Source organism: Stenotrophomonas genospecies 5 (genome assembly GCF_054473825.1).
Map to the genome: position 1 here is coordinate 949702 of NZ_JBTMUW010000001.1, position 22965 is coordinate 972666.

The 22965-nt window shown below is 67.7% G+C and carries 22 protein-coding genes; 7 read left to right on the top strand and 15 right to left on the bottom strand.

Annotated elements, in window-relative coordinates; all coding sequences use genetic code 11:
• Window positions 1-57: 57 nt before the first annotated feature.
• A complete protein-coding gene (locus ACX9OW_RS04455) occupies window positions 58-1002 on the bottom strand; it encodes a chemotaxis protein (RefSeq protein WP_053517918.1) in 945 nt (314 codons plus the stop codon).
• Between the two features lie 129 nt (window positions 1003-1131).
• Between ACX9OW_RS04455 and flgA the strand changes: the two genes are divergently transcribed.
• From flgA to ACX9OW_RS04475, 4 genes are all read left to right on the top strand, one after another.
• Window positions 1132-1788: a flagellar basal body P-ring formation chaperone FlgA gene (gene flgA, locus ACX9OW_RS04460; protein ID WP_414487526.1), complete on the top strand. Its 657-nt coding sequence runs from the start codon at window positions 1132-1134 to the stop codon at window positions 1786-1788.
• A 75-nt stretch (window positions 1789-1863) separates the two neighbouring features.
• Window positions 1864-2169, top strand: a complete 306-nt coding sequence (gene flgM, locus ACX9OW_RS04465; RefSeq protein WP_053517921.1) for a flagellar biosynthesis anti-sigma factor FlgM — start codon at window positions 1864-1866, stop codon at window positions 2167-2169.
• Complete coding sequence (locus ACX9OW_RS04470) at window positions 2166-2504, top strand: flagella protein (protein WP_053517922.1); 339 nt, start codon at window positions 2166-2168, stop codon at window positions 2502-2504. Before flgM ends, ACX9OW_RS04470 begins: the two co-directional genes overlap by 4 nt.
• Window positions 2505-2595: 91 nt before the next feature.
• The gene (locus ACX9OW_RS04475) at window positions 2596-3813 is read left to right on the top strand and encodes an ATP-binding protein (RefSeq protein ID WP_065175707.1); all 1218 of its coding nucleotides are present in this window, start codon (window positions 2596-2598) and stop codon (window positions 3811-3813) included.
• Window positions 3814-3867: 54 nt separating this feature from the next.
• Here the strand turns inward: ACX9OW_RS04475 and ACX9OW_RS04480 are convergent, their stop codons facing one another.
• Together ACX9OW_RS04480 and ACX9OW_RS04485 are read right to left on the bottom strand one after the other, a co-directional pair.
• On the bottom strand, window positions 3868-5643 hold the full coding sequence (locus ACX9OW_RS04480) for an EAL domain-containing protein (protein ID WP_065182186.1): 1776 nt from the start codon (window positions 5641-5643) through the stop codon (window positions 3868-3870).
• Between the two features lie 4 nt (window positions 5644-5647).
• Window positions 5648-7750 carry a sensor histidine kinase gene (locus ACX9OW_RS04485; RefSeq protein WP_111187002.1) on the bottom strand — a complete coding sequence of 701 codons (2103 nt, stop codon included), beginning with the start codon at window positions 7748-7750 and terminating at the stop codon, window positions 5648-5650.
• Between the two features lie 131 nt (window positions 7751-7881).
• On the opposite strand from ACX9OW_RS04485, the gene ACX9OW_RS04490 reads away from it, so the two are divergent.
• Window positions 7882-10644, top strand: coding sequence for a bifunctional diguanylate cyclase/phosphodiesterase (locus tag ACX9OW_RS04490; protein ID WP_053517927.1), 2763 nt, complete (start codon window positions 7882-7884; stop codon window positions 10642-10644).
• A gap of 215 nt (window positions 10645-10859) precedes the next feature.
• Here ACX9OW_RS04490 and ACX9OW_RS04495 read toward each other — a convergent pair whose 3' ends face one another.
• From ACX9OW_RS04495 to ACX9OW_RS04520, 6 genes are all read right to left on the bottom strand, one after another.
• Window positions 10860-11078, bottom strand: a complete 219-nt coding sequence (locus tag ACX9OW_RS04495; protein ID WP_053517931.1) for a hypothetical protein — start codon at window positions 11076-11078, stop codon at window positions 10860-10862.
• 98 nt (window positions 11079-11176) lie between these two features.
• The gene (locus tag ACX9OW_RS04500) at window positions 11177-12367 is read right to left on the bottom strand and encodes a methyl-accepting chemotaxis protein (RefSeq protein ID WP_053517932.1); all 1191 of its coding nucleotides are present in this window, start codon (window positions 12365-12367) and stop codon (window positions 11177-11179) included.
• Window positions 12368-12558: 191 nt separating this feature from the next.
• On the bottom strand, window positions 12559-13173 hold the full coding sequence (gene hflD / locus ACX9OW_RS04505; RefSeq protein ID WP_053517934.1) for a high frequency lysogenization protein HflD: 615 nt from the start codon (window positions 13171-13173) through the stop codon (window positions 12559-12561).
• Complete coding sequence (gene mnmA / locus ACX9OW_RS04510; protein WP_459061985.1) at window positions 13170-14312, bottom strand: tRNA 2-thiouridine(34) synthase MnmA; 1143 nt, start codon at window positions 14310-14312, stop codon at window positions 13170-13172. Before mnmA ends, hflD begins: the two co-directional genes overlap by 4 nt.
• Window positions 14309-14770, bottom strand: a complete 462-nt coding sequence (locus ACX9OW_RS04515; protein ID WP_053517938.1) for an NUDIX hydrolase — start codon at window positions 14768-14770, stop codon at window positions 14309-14311. The genes mnmA and ACX9OW_RS04515 overlap by 4 nt, the downstream gene beginning before the upstream one ends.
• Window position 14771: 1 nt before the next feature.
• Window positions 14772-15242 carry a hypothetical protein gene (locus ACX9OW_RS04520; protein WP_111186999.1) on the bottom strand — a complete coding sequence of 157 codons (471 nt, stop codon included), beginning with the start codon at window positions 15240-15242 and terminating at the stop codon, window positions 14772-14774.
• A gap of 108 nt (window positions 15243-15350) precedes the next feature.
• On the opposite strand from ACX9OW_RS04520, the gene clpS reads away from it, so the two are divergent.
• Window positions 15351-15677 (top strand): ATP-dependent Clp protease adapter ClpS, encoded by a 327-nt coding sequence (gene clpS, locus ACX9OW_RS04525; RefSeq protein WP_053517940.1) that lies wholly within the window; start codon window positions 15351-15353, stop codon window positions 15675-15677.
• A 43-nt stretch (window positions 15678-15720) separates the two neighbouring features.
• Here clpS and ACX9OW_RS04530 read toward each other — a convergent pair whose 3' ends face one another.
• Complete coding sequence (locus ACX9OW_RS04530) at window positions 15721-16533, bottom strand: APH(6) family putative aminoglycoside O-phosphotransferase (RefSeq protein ID WP_459061986.1); 813 nt, start codon at window positions 16531-16533, stop codon at window positions 15721-15723.
• A 135-nt stretch (window positions 16534-16668) separates the two neighbouring features.
• On the opposite strand from ACX9OW_RS04530, the gene clpA reads away from it, so the two are divergent.
• Entirely contained in the window at window positions 16669-18948 is a 2280-nt protein-coding gene (clpA, locus tag ACX9OW_RS04535; protein ID WP_065182194.1) for an ATP-dependent Clp protease ATP-binding subunit ClpA, read from the top strand.
• Window positions 18949-19022: 74 nt separating this feature from the next.
• On the opposite strand, the gene ACX9OW_RS04540 is transcribed toward clpA, so the two are convergent.
• The 5 genes from ACX9OW_RS04540 to trxB form a co-directional block, all read right to left on the bottom strand.
• Window positions 19023-19400, bottom strand: coding sequence for a hypothetical protein (locus ACX9OW_RS04540; RefSeq protein ID WP_065182195.1), 378 nt, complete (start codon window positions 19398-19400; stop codon window positions 19023-19025).
• A gap of 201 nt (window positions 19401-19601) precedes the next feature.
• Window positions 19602-19820: a translation initiation factor IF-1 gene (infA, locus tag ACX9OW_RS04545; protein ID WP_005409596.1), complete on the bottom strand. Its 219-nt coding sequence runs from the start codon at window positions 19818-19820 to the stop codon at window positions 19602-19604.
• 86 nt (window positions 19821-19906) lie between these two features.
• A complete protein-coding gene (gene aat / locus ACX9OW_RS04550; protein ID WP_053517945.1) occupies window positions 19907-20647 on the bottom strand; it encodes a leucyl/phenylalanyl-tRNA--protein transferase in 741 nt (246 codons plus the stop codon).
• Window positions 20648-20690: 43 nt separating this feature from the next.
• On the bottom strand, window positions 20691-21815 hold the full coding sequence (locus ACX9OW_RS04555; RefSeq protein WP_111186996.1) for a GNAT family N-acetyltransferase: 1125 nt from the start codon (window positions 21813-21815) through the stop codon (window positions 20691-20693).
• Between the two features lie 83 nt (window positions 21816-21898).
• Window positions 21899-22870, bottom strand: coding sequence for a thioredoxin-disulfide reductase (gene trxB / locus ACX9OW_RS04560; protein WP_053517948.1), 972 nt, complete (start codon window positions 22868-22870; stop codon window positions 21899-21901).
• Window positions 22871-22965: the final 95 nt, after the last annotated feature.

Below are 22965 nucleotides of genomic sequence, written 5' to 3' on the forward strand. Positions count from 1 at the left end.
CGGGGCGGGGCGCCGCTACGCTCTCCGGGCCATGCCCGGCGCGGAACCCCGGCGGCCTCAGGCCGCCATCGCCACCTTGCGCAGGCGGTCCAGCACGAAATCGGCCAGCTCGTGCGGGGAGTACTTGGCGACGAAGGCATTGGCGCCCACGCGCTCGACCATCGCGTTGTTGAATACGCCCGACAGCGAGGTGTGCAGCAGCACGTACAGCCCCGCCAGCCCCGGATGGCGCCGGATTTCCGTCGTCAGCGTGTAGCCGTCCATCGCCGGCATCTCGATATCGGAGATGACCATGGCGTAGCGGTCGGCGGGATTCTCGCCCGAGGCGTGGATCTGCAGCAGGTGGTCCAGCGCCTGCCGGCCATCGGAGAGCAGGGTGGCGCCGACCCCCAGCTGGTCCAGCACGCTGCGGATCTGCTGGCGTGCCACCCGCGAGTCGTCCACCACCAGCACCTGCAGCTGCGGGCCGTCGGCGGGCATGGCCATCTGTGGATCGAGCACGGCCTCGCCCCGGATCTGCGCGATGTCGGCCAGCACGCTTTCCACGTCGATCACCTGGATCAGCTCGCCCTGGAAGCGGGTGACCGCCGTCAGGTAGCTCGATTCAGCGCCCAGTTCCGGTGGCGGATGGATGTCCTCCACTGCGATGTTGACGATGCGCTCCACGCCGCTGACCAGGAAGCCCTGGATCGAGCGGTTGAATTCAGTGACGACAAGGTAGCCGGGCGAGGTATCGGCATCCGGCTCGCGCTCGGGATGGCCGATCGCCAGGCCCAGGTCCAGGACCGGCACCGAGCGTCCGCGCACATCGGCCACGCCGGCGAACTGCCCGGGCAGGCCGGGCACCTGGAACAGCTCCGGGCGCCGCAGCACTTCCTGCACCTTGAATACATTGACGCCAAAAAGCTGACGTCCGCCGAGGCGGAACAGCAGCAGCGCCAGTCGGTTGTGGCCGGCCAGGCGGGTCCGCTGGTCGATCCGGTTGAGCAGGTCATGGGACATGGCTGCTGTATCGGCGTGCAGCGGCGGGAACTTGAGGGTCCGATCCAGCGGCGCCGAGTGTGGTGCCGCGCGTCGCACTGGCACGCCGCTTGCACGCGTCCGGGCCAGGTCCCATCGACAGGAGGCGCCATGCGCCCGATCTCCTCCATCCTGGCAGTCGCACTGGCCATTGCCTCGCCCTGGGCAGTGGCCGCCGACTGGCAGCCGGTGGCCAGCATCCGTGCGGCGGCGTTGTCGAGCCTGCCCGCCGGCAGCGAAGGCGAGGCCCAGGTAGCTGACGCGCTGCGTCTTCCCCGGTGCGGGGGAGCGCTGCAGGTGCAGCCGACAGCGAACACCACGGTCGAGGTCAGCTGCCCCGATGCGGGCGGCTGGCGCCTGTTCGTACCGGTGAAGGTGCGGCGCAACCAGACGGTGCTGGTGCTTGCACGCGGCATCGCTGCTGGAGAAACGCTGACGGCTGCCGATATCAGTACCGCCCAACGCGATGCTGCACGCATTGCCGGGGCCGTGCTGGCCGATCCCAATGCAGCGATCGGCCGCATCGCCCGGCGTCCGCTGCAGGCTGGAACGCTGCTGTCGAGCACCGACCTGGTCACCCAGCGTCTCATCAAGCGCGGAGACAATGTGGCGCTGGTGTCGCGGCGCGGCTCGGTCGAGGTGCGCATCGCGGGCCGGGCGATGGGCGATGCCGGCGAGAACGAACGCATCTCGGTGGAGAACCTGTCCTCGCGGCGCATCGTGCAGGGCACGGTGGATGCCCGTGGTGACGTAATCGTGGCGCGTTGAATTCCCGCAAGATTTCCCTAAAGATCACGGCCCTGCGGCCGTTATCCCTTGTGAACGGCAACTCCAGGACACCCCATGAGCCAGAAAATCGACGGCAACCTGCAGGTCCCCCAGGCACTGCGCAGCGTGACGAACCCGGCCAGCAAGCCCGGCGTCAGCAGCGACTCGCCGGCACGCCCGGTGGAGGCGGCCGACAGCCTGCGCCTGACCGGCGAGGCCACCAATCTGCAGGCCATCGAACGCGAACTGACCACGGCGCCGGCGATCGACGCCCAGCGCGTGGCCGCCGTGCGCGAATCGCTGCAGAACGGCACCTATACGATCAATCCGGACGCGATCGCTTCGCGCATGCTTGAGCTGGACCAGCAGCTGCACGGATGACCGCGGCGATGAGCGAGCCGTTGCAGCGCCTGGCGCTGGCCCTGGACGTCGAACGCCAGGCCCTGGTCGAGCATGACGTGCACGCATTGATCCGCGCCACCGGCGCCAAGCTGGAGGCGCTGCGTGCGCTGGAAGGCGCACCGCCGGTGGGCGAGGGCGAACAGCTGCAGGAGCTGGCCGAGCGCAATCGCGCCAACGGCGTGCTGCTGTCGCGCAGGCGCCGCGAAGTGAACTGGGCGCTGCGCCAGCTGGGCCGCAGCGAAGAGGCCTCGGCCTACGATGCCAAGGGGCAGGCCCACGCAGTCACCGCTGGCCGTCCTCTGGCGGTGGCCTGACGCAACTTCGCGCGGACCTCCCGGCTCGCAGGCTGTCGCCTGCGGCACGACCGCGTATATTGGGCGCCTGTTCGAATGCCCCTGAGCCGCCGTGTCCGCTGCCAACGTCCTGGTTACCGCCCCCCTTCCACCACAGCCGGTGCTGCAGGCGTTGCTTGAACGCCTGCGCGAGGGCCTGCTGCTGTTCACCGAAGACGGTCAGGTCGCCTTGGCCAATCCGGCCGCGCAGAACCTGCTGGCCAGCGACGAAGGCCTTCTGCCGGCGCCACAGCGCCTGCGTCAGCTGCTGCCGCCGGACGCGCTGGAGCACGCCCGCCAGAACGGTCACTGGAACGGCAGCCTGCCGCTGGGCGAGGGCGTGGTGATCGCGCATCTGTACCATCACGGTCCGCCCGGGCAGGGCCACTACCTGGCACTGTTCCGCCACATCGAGGGCCAGGAAGACTACGAGCGCGAGCTGCAGCAGCGCCATGCCGAACTGCGCCAGGCCTACCTTCGATTGAACGGCACGCAGGAAAAGCTGCTGCAGTCGGAGAAGATGGCGTCCATCGGCCAGCTTGCCGCCGGCGTCGCGCACGAGATCAACAACCCGATCGGCTACGTGCACTCCAATCTCGGCAGCCTGCAGGAGTACCTGCGCAGCCTGTTCACCGTGATCGAGGCCTACGAGCGCGCCCTGCGTGCGCCCGACCCGAAGGCGCTCATCCCGGAGATCGACGACATCCGTGACCGGCTGGACATCGACTTCATCAGCCGCGATCTGCCACAGCTGATGGCCGAATCACGCGAGGGCATCGAGCGGGTGACGCGCATCGTGCGCGACCTCAAGGACTTCTCGTACTCCGGCCGCGATGAGTCGTGGAAGCTGGTCGACCTGCACGCCGGCCTTGAGTCCACCATCAACATCATCTGGAACGAGCTCAAGTACAAGGTCACCCTGGTGCGTGAGTTCGGCCAGCTGCCGCTGGTCGAGTGCCTGCCGTCCGAACTCAACCAGGTCTACATGAACCTGCTGCTCAACGCCGGCCATGCCATCGCCGAGCGCGGCACCATCACCGTGCGTACCGGCGTGGAGGGCGACCATGTCTGGGTCGAGTTCGAGGATACCGGTGGCGGCATCTCGCCCGAACTGCGCCAGCGCATCTTCGATCCGTTCTTCACCACCAAGCCGGTGGGCAGCGGAACCGGCCTGGGCCTGTCGATCTCCTACAGCATCATCAACAAGCACCACGGTCGCATCGATCTGGACAGCACCCCCGGCGTCGGCTCGCGCTTCCGCGTGGTGTTGCCGGTGAAGCAGCCGCGCTGAGCCGCCGCACGGCACAGGTGCACGGTAGCGCCGGGCCATGCCCGGCGGCCTCCATCACCGCAACGGCGGGCGATCCTCGCCACCGTCACCTGCGTCCATCGTCACCGGGCCGGCGTTGCTGCGGCGCTGTTCCTCGTAGGTACGGAAGGCCTGGTGGATGTGCTTGCGCAGCTCGTCGTCGTTCCATGGCTTGGTCAGGAAGCGGTAGATCGCGCCGCGGTTGATCGCGTCGGTCACCGTGTTCAGATCGGTGTAGCCGGACAGCACGAGGCGGATGGTGTCGGGGTACAGCATTTTCACCCGGCCCAGGAACTCGGTGCCGCTCATGTCGCTCATGCGCTGGTCGGACAGGATCACCTGCACATCGTTGATCGCCAGCAGATCGAAGGCGTCGCGCACGTTGCCGGCGGCAAGGATGCGGTAGCCGTCGCGACGGAACAGGCGCACCAGCGAGCGCAGCACGTTCTCTTCATCGTCCAGCAGCAGCAGGGTGCGGTCCGGGCGGGTCTCGGCGAATGCTTCCGGGCGCAGGTAGCGCCGGCGCAGGGTCATGCCCGCGGCATCGGCCGACATCGGTTCGCCGAACAGATAGCCCTGGAACACATCGCAGTCGTTGCGGCGCAGGAAGCCCAGCTGTGCCTGTGATTCCACACCGTTGGCGATCACCGTCATGCCCAGCTGGTGGCCCATGGCGATGATCGCACGGGCGATGGCGGCCTCGCGGTTGCCGGCCGGTGCGCTTTTGATGAAGCTGCGGTCGATCTTCAGCTTGTCCACCGGATAGCGCACCAGCGCGCTCAGGCTGGAGTCGCCGGTGCCGAAGTTGTCCAGGCTCAGGCTGATGCCTTCGTTGCGCAGGTTGGCCAGGGTCTCGTGCACGAAATTGACGTTGTTGGTCAGCGCGCTTTCGTTGATCTCCAGCGTCAGCATCTGCGCCGGCACGCCCGCTGCCTGCAGCAGCGACATCACTTCGGCGAAGAAATTCGGTCGCAGCAGCTGCAGGGTGGAGACATTCACCGCAATGGTGAAGTCGTCGAAACCCTGGTCGCGCCACAGCCGGGCCTGCTTGAGCGCGCCCTCCAGCACCCAGGTACCGATCTGCACGATGATGCCGAGCCGCTCGGCCGTTCGCATGAAGCGCTCCGGTACCAGCATCCCCAGCGTCGGCGACTGCCAGCGCAGCAGGGCTTCCATGCCCACCACATGGCCATCGCGTGCGCTGACCAGGGGCTGGTAGCGCAGCTTCAGCTCGGCATTGGGGATGGCATCGACGATCTGGCGCGCGATGATGCTCTCGCTGTGCGCGCTGGGCGGTGTGTCCACGGCATGGATGCGCACCGCGTTGCCACCCTCGCGGGCGGCCTGGTACAGCGCATCTTCAGCATGATCGAGCAGGCGCGAGGTGCTGCTGGCATGCTCCGGGCACAGGCTGACGCCCAGCTTGCCGGTCATGAACAGGGTGTAGGGCAGCACCGACAGCGGCAGTTCCATCTGCTGGCGGATTTCTTCGGCGAAGTCCTCCGGCAGCGGCAGGTCGGCGTCGCGCGGCACGGCGATCAGGAACTCGTCGCTGCCATGGCGCCACAGCTTGCCGCGCCCGCGCAGGTAGGACTGCAGGCGTTGCGCCACCAGTACCAGCGCCTGGTCACCCACTTCCGCGCTCATGTTCTCGTTGACCGACGCGAAGTGGTCGATGTCCACATGCATCAGCATCAGCGGCGTGCCACCCGAAGCGGCTTCGGCCACCATCGCCTGCAGCTCGGGATTGCCGGCGCCAAGGCGGTCAGGGGCATCGTCGATGCTGACCAGCGGCAGATTGGGATTCCACATAGGCTCAGTAATCCGGTGTTTCGACGGCAGCCGCGCAGGCCGCCTGGTAGGGAAGATGGACATCGACCAGGGTGCCGGCGCCGTGCGCCGACTCGATGCGCACGTGGCCGCCCACGCTCTGCGCACGTTCGCGCATGACGATCAGGCCCAGGCCGCGCGGGCCGTCAGGGTCGAAACCCTCGCCGTCGTCGCGGATCTGCAGGTGCAGCCCGCGCTGGCCGACATCACGCAGCTGCAGCTGCACCTGGCTGGCGCGGGCGTGGCGCAGTACGTTGGTCAGGCTTTCCTGGGCGATGCGGAAGCAGGCCTGCTCGATGCTGTTGTCGGGCCGATGCGGCAGAGGCTCGATTTCGGCCAGCAGTTCCACCGGTGAGGAGCGGAACAGTACCCGTGCCTGCCAGCTCAGTGCCGCCTCCAGGCCCAGCGCATCCAGCTGTGGAGGCCGCAGCAGGGTGGAGATGTCACGCAGCTTGGCCACCGTGGTGTCGGCCAGGCTGACGATCTGTGCCAGATCCTCGCTGCGGCGCTTCGGATCGTCTTCGTCCTGCGCGGCATAGGCGGAGAGCTTGATGGCGGTGATGGCCTGCCCGATGTCATCGTGCAGGTCGCGCGAGATCGCGCGGCGCTCGTCCTCCTGCAGCGAGAACAACCGGCCGGCCATCGCCTGCAGCTCGCGGTTGCTGGTCTCCAGCGCACTGCGGGTGCGCTCGGAATCGCTCAGGTCACGCACGATCAGCAGCTTGCAGTCGCGACCGCCGTAGCGGACTTCGCCCACGGCCAGGCCGGCGTGGAAGCTGCGGCCATCGGCACGCTGCATCGCCACCACGCTGCTGTGGCCGGGGCCGTGCTGGGGCTGGCCGGCCCGGAGCTGCACGCGTACCCGCGCCAGATCGCTGTCGGCGACCAGAGCCGCCAGCGGCTCGCCGAGCAGGGCATGGCCGCCATAGCCGAACAGGCTCGCGGCCCAGGCGTTGGCGTACAGCACGTGCTCCTCGAAGAGGATGACCACGCCGTCCGGCAGTACACGCACCAGTTCGCGGAACTGTTCCTCGCGTTCGCGCAGCAGCCGCCGCGACTGCTCGCGCTCGGTCACGTCCTGCAGCGTGCCGAGCACGCGGTCGCGGCCGGCCTCGTCAACGCCGCTGGCCGCGCGCAGGTGCACCATCAACGCGCGGCCATCCATCGACAGCAGCGGCAGCAGCACGTCCACCTGCACCGGTTCGCCGGAACACAGTTCGGCCAGCAGCTGGTCGGCCTGCGCGGCGGTGGCCGGATCGGCCGCCACCAGCAGTTCGTCGAAGCGATGCCAGCGGCGCGCTTCCGGCGGGCGCCGGCCGAGCAGGCGATAGACCTGGCTGGAGTACCGGCCCAGCCCGCTGGAGGGGTCCAGTTCCCAGGCGCCGATCTTCGCCAGCTCATGCGCTTCCTCCACCCGTGCCAGTGCCTGGTCCCGGCGCAGCTGTGCAAGGTCCTCGGCGGTGCGATCGATGGCAATCAGCAGGCGTGCGTTGTGGCCGTCGTAACCGATTGCGTTCGAGCGCAGCTCCATCTGCCGCAGGCTGCCATCGCGCAGCTGCAGCTGCGCCCGCAGGATGCACAGCTGCTCGGGCGCCTCCCGGATGGCTTCGAGCTTGGTCTGCAGCGCCTGGTCCTGGCCGGGCGGCCAGAGCACGTCGATGGTGCGCTCAAGCAGTTCCTCGCGCTCCCAGCCGAAGGCGCTGCAGGCCGCAGGATTGGCATCGAGAATGGCCAGGCTGTCCAGATCGTAGACCAGGATCGGCCCGGGATTGCCCTCGAACATCTGCCGCAGGCGCAGCTCGGAGGCCTGCAGGCGGGCATGGGTGAGCAGCACGTGCTCGGCCAGCGGCCGCAGCAGCAGGTACAGCAGCCCGGCGCTGGCCAGGGCGAAGAACGACCCTTTCAGGCTTTGCCACAGTGATGCCTGGTACGGATCGGGTACCAGCAGCTGCACGGCGCTGTCGGTGGCGATCATCCAGGCCAGGGCCATCGCCAGGTAACTCAGCACGATCCGCCGACGATCGCGGCCCAGCGATTGGGCCATCCGCGGGTCGGGAACAGGGGCGGTGCCGGTCGGTTCTGCGGGCATGGACAGGGCAGCAGGTAGGGGCGCCGGCCATCTTACCGCGCAGGTGCCCCGTAGCCACTCAATTATCCGCCGCAGGCGCCGTTAACCACTGCGTGCCCCGCTGTCGGGCGTTTCATCCGGAGCAAGATCGCGTGGACCAAGGGATCATCGCCAGCCTGCTGCAGCATCCGCTCGCGTCGGCGCTGGTCATCGTCGACCGCACTGGCCGTCCGCTGGCGGCCAATCCGGCCGCGCGCGAGCATGGCCTGCCGGCGACGGTCGCGGCCTACGCGCCGATGCTGGAGGACCTGCGTCTGCTGGCGGCCGACGGTGGCATTGTTGCGTGCAGCCTGCCGGGAGGGCCGCGCGGGCATTACGACGGCCACCTGCGCGCCGTGCATGACGGCGCCGGCAATCTGCTGGCCTTCACCCTGAGCGTGCCGGAACCGGTGCCGCTGGCGGGTGGCGGACGCTGGGAACTGGCGCTGGACAGCGCCGGCCACAGCCTGTGGGACTGGGATATTCCCAGCGATCGCGTCACCCGCACCCCTGGCCTGGGCGAAGAGACTGCCAGCGGAATGCTGGCGCGCGTGCACGGCGAGGACATCGGCCACGTGCGCGCCGCGCTGGATCAGCACCTGCGTGGAACCAGCGACCAGTACAGCGCACAGTTCCGCTTCCGCCAGCCCGACGGGCAGTGGCGCTGGGTGCTTGATCGTGGCCGCGTGGTCGCGCGCACTGCCGACGGCCAGCCGCTGCGGATGGTCGGCACCCACACCGACATCGAACAGCAGAAGCAGCTGGAGGCGTTGCTGCACGAACAGCAGGTGCACCTGAGCGAGGCGCAGCGCATCGCCAGCATGGGCAGCTGGTCGTTCGATCCTGGCACGGGCTCCTTCTGGTGGTCGCCCGAACTGCGTTCGCTGCTCGCACTTGAGCCCGGCAACGTGCCCGGCCAGCGACGCTGGCTCAAGCAGCTGCATCCGCGTTCACGTGGAGCGCTGCGGGCAGCCTGGCGCCGCTTGTGGCGCGATGGCCGCTCCGCCAGCCTCGAACTGGAGCTGGCCCGCGGCAGCGGCGAACCATCGCTGCATCTGCGGCTGTGGATGCAGCCGCTGCTGGACGGCGAGGGCCAGCCCAAGCGGCTGCTGGGCCAGGTGCAGAACATCACCGAACAGCACCAGACCGATGCGCTGATCCGCTGGCGTACCGAGCTGCTCAACCGCGTTTCGGCACTGGGCCGCATCGGCGGGTGCGAGATCGAGGTGCAGACCCGGCACATGCAATGGACCGAAGAGTGCTATCGCATCCACGGACTGCGCAAGGAGCCGATCACCCTGGACCAGGCGTTGGCGCTGTACACCGAGGACTCGCGCAGTGCGTTCGAGGCGGCGCTGGGCCGGATTGCCGGTGGCGGACTGCCCGAGCAGCTGGATCTCTGCTTCTATCGTCAATCCGGCCTGCGCGTATGGGTGCAGGTGCTGATCGAGCTGGATCGGCGCGATGGCCTGCCGCCACGTTTCGTGGTGCTGTTCCGTGACATCACGCGAGAGCGCGAGGCCAACGAGCGCATCGAGCTGCTGGCCCATTACGACCTGCTGACCGGCCTGCCGAACCGGGTGCTGCTGGGCGAGCAGACGGCTGAAGCAATCGAGGAAGCGCGTGATCGCGGCACCTCGCTGGCGATGCTGTTCATCGACCTGGATGGCTTCAAGACCATCAACGACAGCTTCGGCCATGCCACCGGTGATGCGCTGCTGAAGGCGGCGGCCACTCGGCTGCACCAGAACCTGCGCAACAATGATCTGTTCGGCCGCTTCAGCGGTGACGAATTCATCGTGGTGCTGCGCGACCTGGCCGAACCGGAAGACGCTGGCCACGTGGCGCGCAAGTTGATCGGCTCGCTGGCCGAGCCGCTGCGCCGCGGCGATACCACGCTGAAGGTGGGGGCCAGCGTGGGCATCGCCATGCTGGGCGATACCCAGACCGATTTCGATTCACTGCTGCGCGCCGCCGATGCCGCGATGTATGCGGCCAAGGAAGCCGGTCGCAACACCTACCAGTACTACAGCCAGGACGCACTGGCCCGCATCCAGCGCCGGCTTGAGCTGGAGCATGCGCTCCATGGCGCGATCGAGCGCGAGGAGTTCAGCCTGGCCTATCAGCCGCTGCTGCACGCCCACCTTGGCGAGCCGCCGGCCATCGAAGCACTGCTGCGCTGGCATCGACCCGGCATCGGCTACTGCAGTCCGGCCGAGTTCATTCCCATCGCCGAGAAGTGCGGTGAAATCGTGCGCATCGGCGACTGGGTACTGAACGAAGCCTGCCGCCAGGCCACTGCCTGGGACAGAGCCGGTCTGCACTTCGACCGCATCGCGGTGAACGTCTCGGCCGTGCAGCTGCGTGATCGCGGCTTCGCCGAGCGGGTGATCGAGATCTGCCATGCCCATGGCTGGCCGCCACAGCGCCTGGAACTGGAGCTGACCGAGTCGGCGCTGATCCGTGACACCGACATCCTGCGTCATTGCTTCGACGTGCTGGAACGGCACGGTGTGCCGCTGGCGGTGGACGATTTCGGAACGGGATTCTCCAACCTCAACTACCTCAACCGGTTCCCGGTGGGCCGCCTGAAGATCGACCGCAGCTTCGTGCAGGGCATGCTGCACGACTCGGGTACGGCCGAGGTGACCCAGGCCATCGTGCACCTGGGCCACGCGCTGGGCATGAAGGTCGTGGCCGAAGGTGTGGAAACGCACCAGGAAGAAGACATGCTGCGCCGCCAGGGCTGCGACGAGATCCAGGGCTACCTGTACTCGCGGCCGCTGAGCCCGCGCGACCTGGCGCAGTGGCTGCGCCAGCAGCATCAGTCACCGTCGCGCACGGACGCCGGCAACGAAGCGCTGCTGGTGCGTTGACGATTTGTGACCGCGTACCCGCGGTCTCCAGGCCTGTCCGGTTGCGATGAACCTGCGGCGCATATGAGCCGAGCATGGGCTCGGCGGCGCTTTCTGGTCGGAGCGATGGATATCCCTGCGCCTCAGCCGAGCATGGGCCTGTTTCACCGTAGAGCCGAGCCGACGCTCGGCTCTTTCGTGTTCGGGCCGCGATAGACCCGGCAGACGCCCCGGCACTACTTCAGGGCATCTCCATCCAACCCCAGGTCCCAGGCCATGCTCAGCAGTTCGCCGGCGGTACCGGGCGAGGGCGGGCGCGCATCGGCGAGCTGCTGCAGCTCGCGGATCTCCTCATGCGCGACCTTTTCCAGCTGCTGCAGCTGTTCTCGCACGCTGGCGTTGCGCGGGCGTTCGATGTCGGTGAGGGAGGAGGGCGGGGCGCTGATCAGGGCCATGGGGCGCGTACAGGATGCATTCGGCGGTGGATCACAGGCAAAGGCCCCGGTCGAGCCGGGGCCTTGCAGACTGCCGGAGAGGGCAGCGGACACGCGTCTCAGAACAGTTCGACGGTACCGGCGCCCATGTTCTGCTGGGCGACCGGCTTGTGCGGCGGGCGCTCCCATTCGTTGCGCAGTTCGCGCAGACGGTTGCCGGTGCGCTGCAGCGCGCTGGCGATCTCTTCGTCGAAGACGCCGCCATTGCGGTGCAGGAGTTCCTGCAGGGCCACCGCTTCGCGGTTGATCGCGGTCAGGCGGTCGAGGTGGGTATGCACGCCACCCAGCGCCTGCGTGGCGATATCTTCGAACTGCAGCGCGCGCACGGCCTCGGCGACGCTGCCGTCGATGGCACGCGCGCACTCGGACACCTCGCGCATGCCTTCGCCCAGAGAAGCATTGATCTGTGCCACGTTGTCCAGCATGGCCGCTGCTTCCTGGCGTGCTTCGCGGGAGCGGTCCATGTCGCGCGAAGCCATGTGCGAGACCGTCTCGCGGACCTTGGCGATGGCGTCCTTGGAGCTGTGGGCCAGCTTTCGGATCTGTTCGTTGAAGGTGGTCGAGCGCTCGGACAGGTTGCGCACTTCGTCGGCGACCACCGCGAAGCCGCGGCCGGCCTCGCCGGCACGGGCCGCTTCGATGGCGGCATTCAGTGCCAGCAGGTTGGTCTGGTCGGCAATCGACTTGACGTCTTCCAGCAGCGCGAAGATGCCGTCCAGGTGCTGCGCCATCTGGTCGATGTGCTGCACGGTGGTAGAGCTCTGGCCGCTGACCTGTTCCAGCGCTTCCACCAGCTGTTCCATGCGATGACTGGCATGCTGGGCGAACCGCGCAACGTCGAGGCCCGCACTGCCTTCATCGCCGGCACGGTCGACGATGCGCGACAGCGCCTGGCTCTGCTGGCGCGACTTGCGGTTCATTGCATCGAAGCTGCCGCCCAGGCTCGATACCGCCTGGCGGATCAGGTCGCGGGCGCGTTCCACTTCGCCGCGCGAACCGTCGATTTCGTTGCCGACGAAGCTGCGCAGTTCGGTCAGCAGCTGGTCCTGCTCACGCAGGACGCGGGCCTGTTCCGGTGAGCGGTGCGCCTGGGCGCGGGCGGTCCACCACGCAAAGCCCAGCCAGCTCAGCGTCATCGTGGTCAGGATCGCCCAGCGCAGGGCGGCCGGCCATTCGAAGCCGATGGCGAAGGGGAGCAGCAGGGTCAGGGCCAGCGGGGCGGCCAGACGGATGAAAATGCGTGAGTACATGGACGTTCTCGGGAGGTGCACGGAGGATGTATCGGCCGTGTGCCCTTTCTCTTTAACGTCGATGCGCTTTCTGAATGCGTCGGATTTCCGGCGCCGGACGCTCGCCGGGCATGGCCCGGCGCTACCCCGGCAGCGCTGCGCGACGGTCAGGCCATGCGGAAGCGCCGGGCCATGCCCGGCGGATGCAACGGTCAGGCCAGCAGGCGGTCCACGGCCTCGACCATCGCCTTGCGACCAAACAGGAAGTCCCAGTAGCTGCCGCCCACCTGCCGCCACAGCACCGCGGCGCGGACGGCGGCCAGCAGCAGCGCACGGATCTCGGAGACCACACCGGCCTGGCCCAGGTAATGCGGGTTGCCCTGCACCATCACCCGCGGCTTGAGATGGCTGATGGTGTCCGCATAGACGCCGCCGAGGCTGGCCAGCACATCCGGGTGACCGCTGTCGCCCAGTTCGGCGGCCTTGCGCTGCGCCTGCTCGATGCCCGCGGCAACCTTGTTGACGGTTGCGCCGTCCTGCACGAAGCGGCGCTCCAGCTGCAGCACCGACAATGCCAGCTTGGGCAGGATCGGATCCTGGCCCTGGTTGCGGAAGTAGTTGTGCAGCAGGCGCAGGCCCGACTTCAGCGCGTGGCGGTCGCCGAACACCTCCTGCGGAGAGGACGCGTCGACGCGGAACACGCTGTCCACCGCGGTACGTACAGCGGCGGCGTCGGAATGGCCGGTATCGGCGATGCGGCGCACCTGCTGCAGGGCCTGGGCAATGCCGGCCAGGGCCAGGACGCGGTCGTCGACAGTGAAACTCATGCAGCGATTACCTCAAAAGGAGAAGGGGTGGTGCGCAGGCGCTGTTCCAGCGGCGCATCGGTGGCGGCGATCACCGCACCGCCCAGGCAGATCTCGCCGTCATACAGCACCAGCGACTGGCCGGGCGTGACGGCACGCTGCGGGCGGGCAAAGGTGACCAGCACGCTGCCATCGTCCAGCACATCGACCGTACACGGCTCGTCGGGCTGGCGGTAGCGGGTCTGGGCAGTGCATTCGAAACGCCGGGCCGGTGGTGCGCCGGCGATCCAGTGCGCGGTTTCCGAACGCAGGCGTTCGGAGAGCATCCACGGGCTGTCGCGGTCCTGATCGACATACAGCACGTTGCTGGTCACGTCCTTGCCGACCACGTACCACGGCGCGGCCGGGCGGCCACGCACGCCGCCGATGTTCAGGCCCTCGCGCTGGCCGAGCGTGAAATAGAACACGCCCGGATGCTCGGCAATCACGCTGCCGTCGGCCGGGTCGAGGATCTGTCCCGGCCGGGCCGGCAGGTAGCGGCCCAGGAACTCGCGGAAGTCGCGCTCGCCGATGAAGCAGATGCCGGTGGAGTCCTTCTTGGCATGGGTCGGCAGGCTGACGTCACGGGCGATCCGGCGCAGGTCGCTCTTTTCCAGGTCGCCGATCGGGAACAGGGTGGCGGCCAGCTGCTCCTGCCCCAGCTGGTGCAGGAAATAGCTCTGGTCCTTGGAGCGGTCGGCGCCGCGCAGCAGCAGCCACTGGTGGCCGCGCTGGGTCACCCGCGCGTAATGGCCGGTGGCGATGCGCTCGGCGCCCAGTTCACGCGCCGCGTCCAGGAAGTGCTTGAACTTCACCTCGCGGTTGCACAGCACGTCCGGATTGGGGGTGCGGCCGGCGGCGTACTCGGCCAGGAAATGCTCGAACACGCCTTGCCAGTACTCGCTGGAGAAGTCGCGGAAATGGAAGGGAATGCCCAGCAGGCCGCAGACCGCCACCGCATCGCGGCGATCATCCTCGGCGCGGCAGTCGCCGCTGCCGTCGTCGGCCCAGTTCTGCATGAACAGGCCGGCCACGGCCTCGCCCTGCTGCACCAGCCGCCAAGCGGCGACCGATGAATCGACGCCACCGGAAACGCCCACCATCACGCGCGGGGTGCTCATGCGACCTCCCGGACCAGCGAAAGCGGGTGGCGCTGGCCACCCAGATAGTCCGCCACGACCTGCCATACCAGCGGGCTGCGCTGGCGCTGCCCGGCGGCCTGCAGCTCGGCCGGGGTCATCCACAGCGCGCGGTCGATGCCGGTGTCGAGCGGCTGCGCCGGATCATGCGAGACCGGGCGCGCCGCGTAGCAGAAGCGAAGGAACGTCGTACCGTCGCCCGCCGTCCACTGGTAACAGCCGATGAAGTCGGTCAGCTGAACCGTCCAGCCGGTCTCCTCGCGGGTCTCGCGCAGCGCCGCCTCGGCCAGGCTCTCGCCGGGTTCGAGGTGCCCGGCAGGCTGGTTGAGCACGGCGCGGCCATCGATGGTCTCCTCGACCAGCAGCACGCGGCCACCGTCGACCACGACGGTGGCGACGGTGGCGTGCGGTGCCCAGCGCGGGTCCGGCGTGGCATTCACCTCAGAGATCGTCCTTCTTGGTCAGTTCCAGTTCCATCGCGTCGGCGGTGCGGATCGCGGCATCGATGGCGTCGCTGAGCTGGTCGGCGGTGGCATCGGCGTCGATCTTCACCACGAACATCGCGGTCGCCTCCTGTTTCACCCAGCCGCCCATCTTGGCGTCCTGCGAGTCCTCCAGCAGGCGGTTGGCGACCGCGACCGGGAACTGCTTGGTCTTGGACGTGTAGCCTGGCGACCAGATCTCACGGATGTTGTGGCTGCCGAAGTCTTCCACCGCCGAGCGCACGTACACCATCTGGGTGCGGTCGCCCTCGACGTCGAACACCAGGCGGTAGTCGCCATCCTCGTCGACCTCGTAGTTGTAGCCCAGCTTGTCCAGCTGGCGACCGACGGCAGCGTCGGCATCGGCTGCGCTCGCCGGACCGGCACAGGCCAGGGCGATCAACAGGGCAGGCAGAAGGGTCCTTTTCATGAAAATCCTGTGAAACCGGGGTGGGAAGGACAATTGTGACGGCGGCCGTCCGTGCCGTCCATTCCGGGAGGGCCGACGCGGGCGCGCGGCAACCTCTATAATGACCGGATGCCCCGCGAGTCTTCCCCCGATTCCCACCACGAGCACGGCATCGCCGTGGAGCCCGCGCGCCCGGAAGTGGCGCCGCCGCCGTTCTACCAGGTCATGCTGCTCAACGACGACTACACCCCGATGGATTTCGTGGTGGACGTGCTGCAGCAGTTCTTCAACATGGACCTGGACAAGGCGACGCAGGTGATGCTGCATGTCCATACCCGCGGTCGCGGCGTCTGCGGCGTGTTCACCCGCGAAGTGGCCGAAACCAAGGTCGGCCAGGTCAACGAGTATTCACGGATGAACCAGCATCCGCTGCTGTGCACGATGGAAAAGGCCTGACCGGCCTCTTGTAGAGCCGAGCCCATGCTCGGCTACAGCGGGATCACCCCTCCGCCAGCGCCTCCAGTGCCATCGCCGCGACTGTCTCGTCGATATCGGCCGGGTCGCCATCATTGCGGAACCATACGGCCGACAGCCCGGCGCTGGCAGCGATCCAGCGCAGCAGGCGCGTGCGATCCAGGTCCGCCAGGGCGCTGACCTCGGTCACCCGGGCCGCAAAGCGCTCCGGCCGGGTCGCGACGTGGATGCCGGGACCGCACAGGTCGGGATTGCTGTACAGCGTGGTGTAGTCGAACGCGCGATCACCGATCAGCCGTTTCGGGTCGATCGCCAGCCAGCCGCGTGTGCCGAAGTCGAGCACGTTGTCGTGGTGCAGGTCACCGTGCAGCGGCCGGACCTCCTGTTCGGCCTCCAGCAGCGCGACCGCCAGCGATCTGCACTGTTCCAGCAGTGGCGGCAGCGAGCCCCTTGGCTGCAGCAGGTCGGCGAACCATGTAGGCAGGCAGACCAGCTCCGCTGGCGGTGCGCTCCGTGGCCGGTGCAGCCGCTGCAGGACCTGGCACAGGATCGTGGTACAGGTGCTGTCATCGCCGCCGATCGAGCGCTCCCGCAGCGATTGGCCGCCGGCGCGCTCGATCAGGATGGCCGGCCCCTCGTGCGCCAGCAGGCGCGCGGCACCGTCGCCGTCCCACCAGCGCAGCAGGCGATGGCTGTTCTGTTCTTCGGTTTCACTGCTGATCTTCAGCATTGCCGGCAGGTCGTCGGCGGTCAGTACCGGCCAGAGCCGGGCGTGCGGGGTACGGATGGCGGGACCATCACGTCGCAATCGCCAGCGGCTCAGGTAGGGTTTGCTCATGGGTGGGCCGTCCGGGAGTGAATGAAGATCAAGCAATCCGCACTGCTAACGCCATCTGAACGCAGCAATCCGCTAGGGTGATGGAAATCGCGTAGTCAGGCCGCATATTGTCCCCATCTGCCGCCGGAGTAATCCATGTTCAGCAAAGACCTCGAACACACCATCGGCCAGTGCTACAAGCGCGCCCGTGAGGCCCGGCATGAGTTCATGACGGTCGAACACCTGCTGCTGGCACTGCTCGACAACCCGTCCGCCCAGGCCGTACTGAAGGCCTGTGGTGCCGATGCCGACCGCCTGCGCCAGGAGCTGGAGCAGGCCATCGAGGCCTCCGTGTCCCGCCTGGCGGAAGACGATGGCCGCGACACCCAGCCGACGCTGGGCTTCCAGCGCGTGCTGCAGCGGGCCGTGTACCACGTGCAGTCCTCGGGCAAGAAGGAGGTCACCGGCGCCAATGTGCTGGTCGCCATCTTCGGCGAGAAGGACTCCCATGCCGTCTACTACCTCAACCAGCAGGACGTGACCCGCCTGGACGTGGTCAATTACCTGTCCCATGGCATCGCCAAGCTGGGCGAGGAGGGCGAACAGCCTTCCTCCGAAGGCGAGAGCCGGGCCGAGGGCGGGGAGGGCGAGCCGAAGGGGGATGCCCTGACCGAGTTCGCCAGCAACCTCAACGAGCAGGCCCGGGCCGGACGCATCGACCCGCTGGTCGGGCGTGCCGACGAGATCGAGCGGACCATCCAGGTCCTGTGCCGCCGTCGCAAGAACAACCCGCTCTACGTGGGCGAGGCCGGCGTCGGCAAGACCGCGATCGCCGAAGGCCTGGCCCGGCGCATCGTCGAGGGCTCGGTGCCGGAGGTGCTGGCCGATGCCGTCATCTATTCGCTCGACCTGGGCGCACTGGTGGCCGGCACCAAGTACCGTGGCGACTTCGAGAAGCGCCTGAAGAGCGTGCTGACGGCCCTGAAGAAGGTGCCCAATGCCGTGCTGTTCATCGACGAGATCCACACCATCATCGGTGCGGGTTCGGCGTCGGGCGGCACCATGGATGCGTCCAACCTGATCAAGCCGGCGTTGGCGTCGGGCGAGCTGCGCTGCATCGGCTCGACCACGTTCCAGGAGTACCGCGGCATCTTCGAGAAGGATCGCGCCCTGGCGCGCCGCTTCCAGAAGATCGACATCGTCGAGCCGACCGTGGGTGAGACCTACGAGATCCTGCAGGGCCTGAAGGGCAAGTACGAAGCCCACCACGGCGTGACGTACTCCGACGAGGCGCTGCAGGCCGCGGTGGACCTGTCGGTCAAGCATATCGGTGACCGCCTGCTGCCGGACAAGGCCATCGACGTGATCGACGAGGCAGGTGCGCGCCAGCGGCTGCTGCCGGAGGACCAGCGCAAGGAACTGATCGACGTGGAGGAGGTGGAGGCCATCATTGCCAAGATGGCGCGCATCCCGACCAAGCAGGTCAGCGCCACCGACAAGGATGTGCTGCAGCACCTGGAGCGCAACCTGAAGATGGTGATCTTCGGCCAGGACCCGGCCATCGAGACCCTGTCGTCGGCGATCAAGCTGGCGCGCTCGGGCCTGGGCAATCCGGAGAAGCCGATCGGCAACTTCCTGTTTGCCGGCCCGACCGGTGTCGGCAAGACCGAGGTGACCAAGCAGTTGGCCCTGCAGCTGGGCATCGAGCTGGTCCGCTTCGACATGTCCGAGTACATGGAGCCGCATTCGATCAGCCGCCTGATCGGTGCGCCCCCGGGATACGTCGGCTTCGACCAGGGCGGCCTGCTGACCGAGAAGATCGTCAAGACGCCGCATTGCGTGCTGCTGCTGGACGAAATCGAGAAGGCGCACCCGGACATCTTCAACATCCTGCTGCAGGTCATGGACCGGGGCGTGCTGACCGACACCAACGGACGTGAAGCGAACTTCAAGAACGTGGTGCTGGTGATGACCACCAATGCCGGCGCGGCCCAGGCCTCGCGGCGTTCGATCGGCTTCACCAAGCAGGACCACGCCACCGACGCGATGGAGACCATCCGCCGCAGCTTCACCCCGGAATTCCGCAACCGTCTCGATGCGGTGGTGCAGTTCCAGGCACTGGGCTTCGAGCACATCCTGCGTGTGGTGGACAAGTTCCTGATCGAGCTGGAGATGCTGCTGCAGGAGAAGCACGTCAGCCTGTCGGCCACGCCGACCGCGCGCGACTGGCTGGCCCACCATGGCTTCGACCCGCTGATGGGTGCCCGTCCGATGGCGCGCGTGATCCAGGACAAGATCAAGCGTCCGCTGGCCGACGAGCTGTTGTTCGGCAAGCTGGTCAACGGCGGCAAGGTCAGCATCGATGTCCGCGACGACGAACTGGTGGTCGAGACCCAGGCCGAGCCGGAGCGGCTGCTGCCGGCCACGGTGGAGTGAGCTGACGCCCGGGCTGTGGCGTGAAGGACTGGAAAGGGCAAGGGCGGCTTCGGCCGCCCTTGTGCTGTCAGGTGTCAGCGGCTGCGACGGCGCGCTTCACGCGTGAACCGCTCGGCATCGATCGGCTCGATGCGCGCCACCTCGCAGGAGCCGCGACCGGTGTCCAGCTTGCTTCGGCCCTCGCTGCACAGCGTGTCAGCCTCCTTGCCGTCGGTCGTGAAGCCGAGGCGGGTGGCCAGCACGGCGGAAGGGCAGCTGTTGCGGAAGTGCACGACATAGTGCGCTTCGCCGGAGCGGAGCAGGATGTTCCTGTCGGCGCCGGCGCGAACGATCTGCTGTTCGCCGGACAGCGGCACGCACTGCGCCGCCGGGGTGTCGGCCGCATGGGCGGACGGGGCCAGCAGGGCGATGGCGGACAAGGCCAAGGGGGCGAGCAGGGAAGTGAGGTTCATGGCGGGGCAGGGGTGGCGATCCGGAGTGGATCGGATCCCAGAATGCTGCCGCTGTCGCAACTGCGAATCTGCCGCAAGCAGGGCTGACTGACGTCATGGTGAGATCGGTCACGATGACCTCCGGCAGGGCCGGAGAGCGGGCATGACAAAAGGCCAGCAACCCAGGCTGGCCTTGTCGAAGTGGCGCGACGCGCCGACCGCTTACTTCATGCGGTAGGTGATACGGCCCTTGGTCAGGTCGTACGGGGTCATTTCAACCTTGACCCGGTCACCGGTGAGGATGCGGATGTAGTTCTTGCGCATGCGGCCGGAGATGTGGGCGATGATCTCGTGCCCATTTTCCAGACGAACGCGGAAAGTGGTGTTCGGCAGCGTCTCGCTGACGGTGCCCTCGAACTCGATGGAATCGTCTTTCGACATGTAGTCCTGTGCGGTTCAGAAAACGGCCACGCTGGGCCTAAGGCGCAGTATTTTACGCGGGACGCGGCCGGCTTGCAAAGTTTATGTTAACCCCCCGCCAGGACGCGGGCCGGCAAGCGGCCCATGTGCCGGGTCCACGGGCCTTCACGCCCCGGGCAGCGCACGGCCTGCCGCACGTGGTCCAGAAACGCGGCGCGTGGCAGGTGCACCGCACCCATCCGCAGCAGATGCGGATTCTCCACCTGTGCATCGATCAGTTCCCAGCCCCAGCCATGCAGGGTGGCCGCCAGCGCGGCCAGCGCGATCTTGGAGCCGCCGCTGGCGCCGCTGAACATGCTTTCGCCGAAGAACACCGTACCGATGGCCACGCCATAGATGCCACCGACCAGGGTCTGCCGGTCCCAGACCTCGACGGAATGGGCGAACCCGAGGTCGTGCAGCCGGCTGTAGGCCTCGACCATTGCCGGGCTGATCCAGGTGCCGTCCTGTCCGGGGCGCGGCGCGGCAGCACAGGCGCGCATCACCTGGCTGAAGGCGGTGTCGGCAGTCACCTCCCAGTGGCTGCCGCGCAGCTGGCGGCGGAAGCGGCTGGACAGGTGTACGCCGGAGGTGCGGAACACCATGCGTGGGTCCGGTGACCACCACAGGATCGGCTCGCCGTCGCTGAACCACGGGAAGATGCCGCCGGCATAGGCATTCAACAGGCGTGCAGGATGCAGGTCGCCGCCTACGGCCAGCAGGCCGTCGGGACTGCGCAGCGCGGTTTCAGCGGGCGGGAAGGGGGCGTCCGGCGCATCGTCCAGGCGCCAGGGCAATTGACGGGTCATGCCGGGAGTGTAGCGATGCCGGCGCATCCATTCTGCGGCGGCGCTAGTCCTGCGTGCGGAACGGGCTGTGTTGCTGCAACGTCTGCTCATAGCGCCGCACGTCCCTGCGCTCCTGCCGGCACCAGTCCTGCAGAGCTTCTGCGAAATCCGCATCGGCCACCCAGTGCCGGCTGCGCACCCGCGTCGGCAGGAAGCCGCGCGCCAGCTTGTGTTCGCCCTGTGCGCCGGGCTCGAAGCGGGTCAGGCCTTCGCGCAGGCAGTACTCGATGCCCTGGTAGTAGCAGGCCTCGAAGTGCAGGCCAGGCAGGGTAGCGCCACCCCAGTAGCGGCCATACAGCGTGTCGCCCCCACGCAGGCACAAGGCGCCGGCAATCGGTTCGCCGTCCTGTTCGGCCAGGAACATCACCAGGCCGCGCCCGAGGCTGCTGGCCAGGTGGCGCAGGAAGGGCTCGGTGAGCGCCGGTGCATTGCCGTACTCGACGAAGGTCTGCAGGTAGAAACGGTACATCGCCTGCAGGTCGGCACGGCTGGCCTCATCGCCGTGCACGACGCGGAAGCCGATGCCCTGGCGGGTGACCCTGGCGCGCTCCTGGCGGATGTTCTTGCGGTGCTTGTGGTCCATGGCGCCAAGGAACTGATCGAACGTCGTCCAGTCGCCCGGGTTCTGCCACTGGAACTGGATATCCTCGCGCAACAGCCAGTCATCGCCGAACAGCGCTTCATCCGCTGCGGTGTGGAAGTTGATATGCGCCGAGGACACGCCCAGCGTGGGCAGCGCCCCGCGCAGGGCCGACAGCACGCCCGCGCGGGCTGGATCGTCCCGGGCCAGCAGCCGCGGTCCGGTCACCGGCGAGTACGGCACGGCGCCGAGCCATTTCGGGTAGTAGTCGCGGCCATGCCGGGCATAGGCATTGGCCCAGGCGTGGTCGAACACGAACTCGCCGTGGGAGTTGGTCTTCAGGTAGCCGGGAATCGCCGCGACCAGGACGTCGCCCTCCCACAGGGTGAAATGCCATGCCTGCCAACCCCAATCCCCGCGCAGGCAACCGTGGGCTTCGAGTCCGGCCAGGAAGGCGTAGCTGACGAAGGGATTGCGGCCATCATGCAGCGCGTCCCAGTCGGTGGCGGTAACGGACTGCAGCGAGTCGAGGAAACGGGGGGAGGGCATGGGCCAAGGATAGGTCAGAAGAAAACAGAAAGGCCGGCGCTTCCGCGCCGGCCCCCAGGATCAGTCATGGCGTGGAGCAATCTTCAGCCGGCCTTGCCCTGTGCATCCAGATAGCGCTCGGCATCCAGTGCGGCCATGCAGCCGAAGCCGGCGGAGGTGATGGCCTGCCGATAGTGCTGGTCGGCCACGTCGCCCGCGGCGAACACGCCTTCCACCGAGGTCTGGGTGGCGTTGCCGCCCAGGCCCGAGCGGATTTCCAGGTAGCCGTTGTTCATCGCCAGCTGGCCGTCGAACAGGGTGGTGTTCGGGTGATGACCGATGGCCACGAAGAAGCCGTGCGCGTCGATGTCGCGGGTGCTGCCGTCCAGGGTGGACTTCACGCGCACACCGGTCACGCCGGCATCGTTGCCCAGCACTTCCTCGACTTGGTGGTGCCAGACGGTTTCGATCTTGCCGGCCGCGACCTTGGCGAACAGCTTATCCTGCATGATCTTTTCCGCCTTGAGGGTGTCGCGGCGGTGGACCAGGTAGACCTTGCGGGCGATGTTGGACAGGTACAGGGCCTCTTCCACCGCAGTGTTGCCACCGCCGACCACGACCACGTCCTGGTCACGGTAGAAGAAGCCGTCGCAGGTGGCGCAGGCGGACACGCCGCGGCCCTTGAAGGCCTCTTCGGTCGGGATGCCCAGGTACTTGGCGGTGGCGCCGGTGGCGATGATCAGGGCGTCACAGGTGTATTCGTGACTGTCGCCGATCAGCCGGAACGGACGCTGGGACAGGTCGGCGGTGTGGATGTGGTCGAAGATGACCTCGGTCTCGAAGCGCTCGGCGTGAGCCTGCATGCGCGCCATCAGGTCCGGGCCCATCAGGCCATGGGCGTCACCCGGCCAGTTGTCGACCTCGGTCGTGGTCATCAGCTGACCGCCCTGCTGCAGGCCGGTGATGACGACCGGCTTCAGGTTGGCGCGGGCGGCGTAGACCGCAGCGGTCCAGCCGGCCGGGCCGGAACCGAGGATGACAAGCCGTTGGTGGCGGGAGGGCAGGCTGGTGCTCATGTAAACTCGCGAAAAGGTAAGTGGGACAAGGCGCTGGCGATGTTTGCGCAGCATCCATGGCAGGTCATAGAGTGGCGGCTGGGGCAGGGCGATTC

Excerpts from the sequence above, each read along its gene's own strand:
- ACX9OW_RS04540 (WP_065182195.1), bottom strand. The coding sequence starts at position 19,400 with ATGAACCTCACTTCCCTGCTCGCCCCCTTGGCCTTGTCCGCCATCGCC.
- hflD (WP_053517934.1), bottom strand. The coding sequence starts at position 13,173 with ATGAGTTTCACTGTCGACGACCGCGTCCTGGCCCTGGCCGGCATTGCC.
- ACX9OW_RS04530 (WP_459061986.1), bottom strand. The coding sequence starts at position 16,533 with ATGAGCAAACCCTACCTGAGCCGCTGGCGATTGCGACGTGATGGTCCC.
- ACX9OW_RS04480 (WP_065182186.1), bottom strand. The coding sequence starts at position 5,643 with ATGTGGAATCCCAATCTGCCGCTGGTCAGCATCGACGATGCCCCTGAC.
- aat (WP_053517945.1), bottom strand. The coding sequence starts at position 20,647 with ATGACCCGTCAATTGCCCTGGCGCCTGGACGATGCGCCGGACGCCCCC.
- ACX9OW_RS04495 (WP_053517931.1), bottom strand. The coding sequence starts at position 11,078 with ATGGCCCTGATCAGCGCCCCGCCCTCCTCCCTCACCGACATCGAACGC.
- ACX9OW_RS04455 (WP_053517918.1), bottom strand. The coding sequence starts at position 1,002 with ATGTCCCATGACCTGCTCAACCGGATCGACCAGCGGACCCGCCTGGCC.
- flgA (WP_414487526.1), top strand. The coding sequence starts at position 1,132 with ATGCGCCCGATCTCCTCCATCCTGGCAGTCGCACTGGCCATTGCCTCG.
- infA (WP_005409596.1), bottom strand. The coding sequence starts at position 19,820 with ATGTCGAAAGACGATTCCATCGAGTTCGAGGGCACCGTCAGCGAGACG.
- flgM (WP_053517921.1), top strand. The coding sequence starts at position 1,864 with ATGAGCCAGAAAATCGACGGCAACCTGCAGGTCCCCCAGGCACTGCGC.
- clpS (WP_053517940.1), top strand. The coding sequence starts at position 15,351 with ATGCCCCGCGAGTCTTCCCCCGATTCCCACCACGAGCACGGCATCGCC.
- ACX9OW_RS04470 (WP_053517922.1), top strand. The coding sequence starts at position 2,166 with ATGACCGCGGCGATGAGCGAGCCGTTGCAGCGCCTGGCGCTGGCCCTG.
- ACX9OW_RS04485 (WP_111187002.1), bottom strand. The coding sequence starts at position 7,750 with ATGCCCGCAGAACCGACCGGCACCGCCCCTGTTCCCGACCCGCGGATG.
- ACX9OW_RS04555 (WP_111186996.1), bottom strand. The coding sequence starts at position 21,815 with ATGCCCTCCCCCCGTTTCCTCGACTCGCTGCAGTCCGTTACCGCCACC.
- clpA (WP_065182194.1), top strand. The coding sequence starts at position 16,669 with ATGTTCAGCAAAGACCTCGAACACACCATCGGCCAGTGCTACAAGCGC.
- trxB (WP_053517948.1), bottom strand. The coding sequence starts at position 22,870 with ATGAGCACCAGCCTGCCCTCCCGCCACCAACGGCTTGTCATCCTCGGT.
- mnmA (WP_459061985.1), bottom strand. The coding sequence starts at position 14,312 with ATGAGCACCCCGCGCGTGATGGTGGGCGTTTCCGGTGGCGTCGATTCA.
- ACX9OW_RS04500 (WP_053517932.1), bottom strand. The coding sequence starts at position 12,367 with ATGTACTCACGCATTTTCATCCGTCTGGCCGCCCCGCTGGCCCTGACC.
- ACX9OW_RS04520 (WP_111186999.1), bottom strand. The coding sequence starts at position 15,242 with ATGAAAAGGACCCTTCTGCCTGCCCTGTTGATCGCCCTGGCCTGTGCC.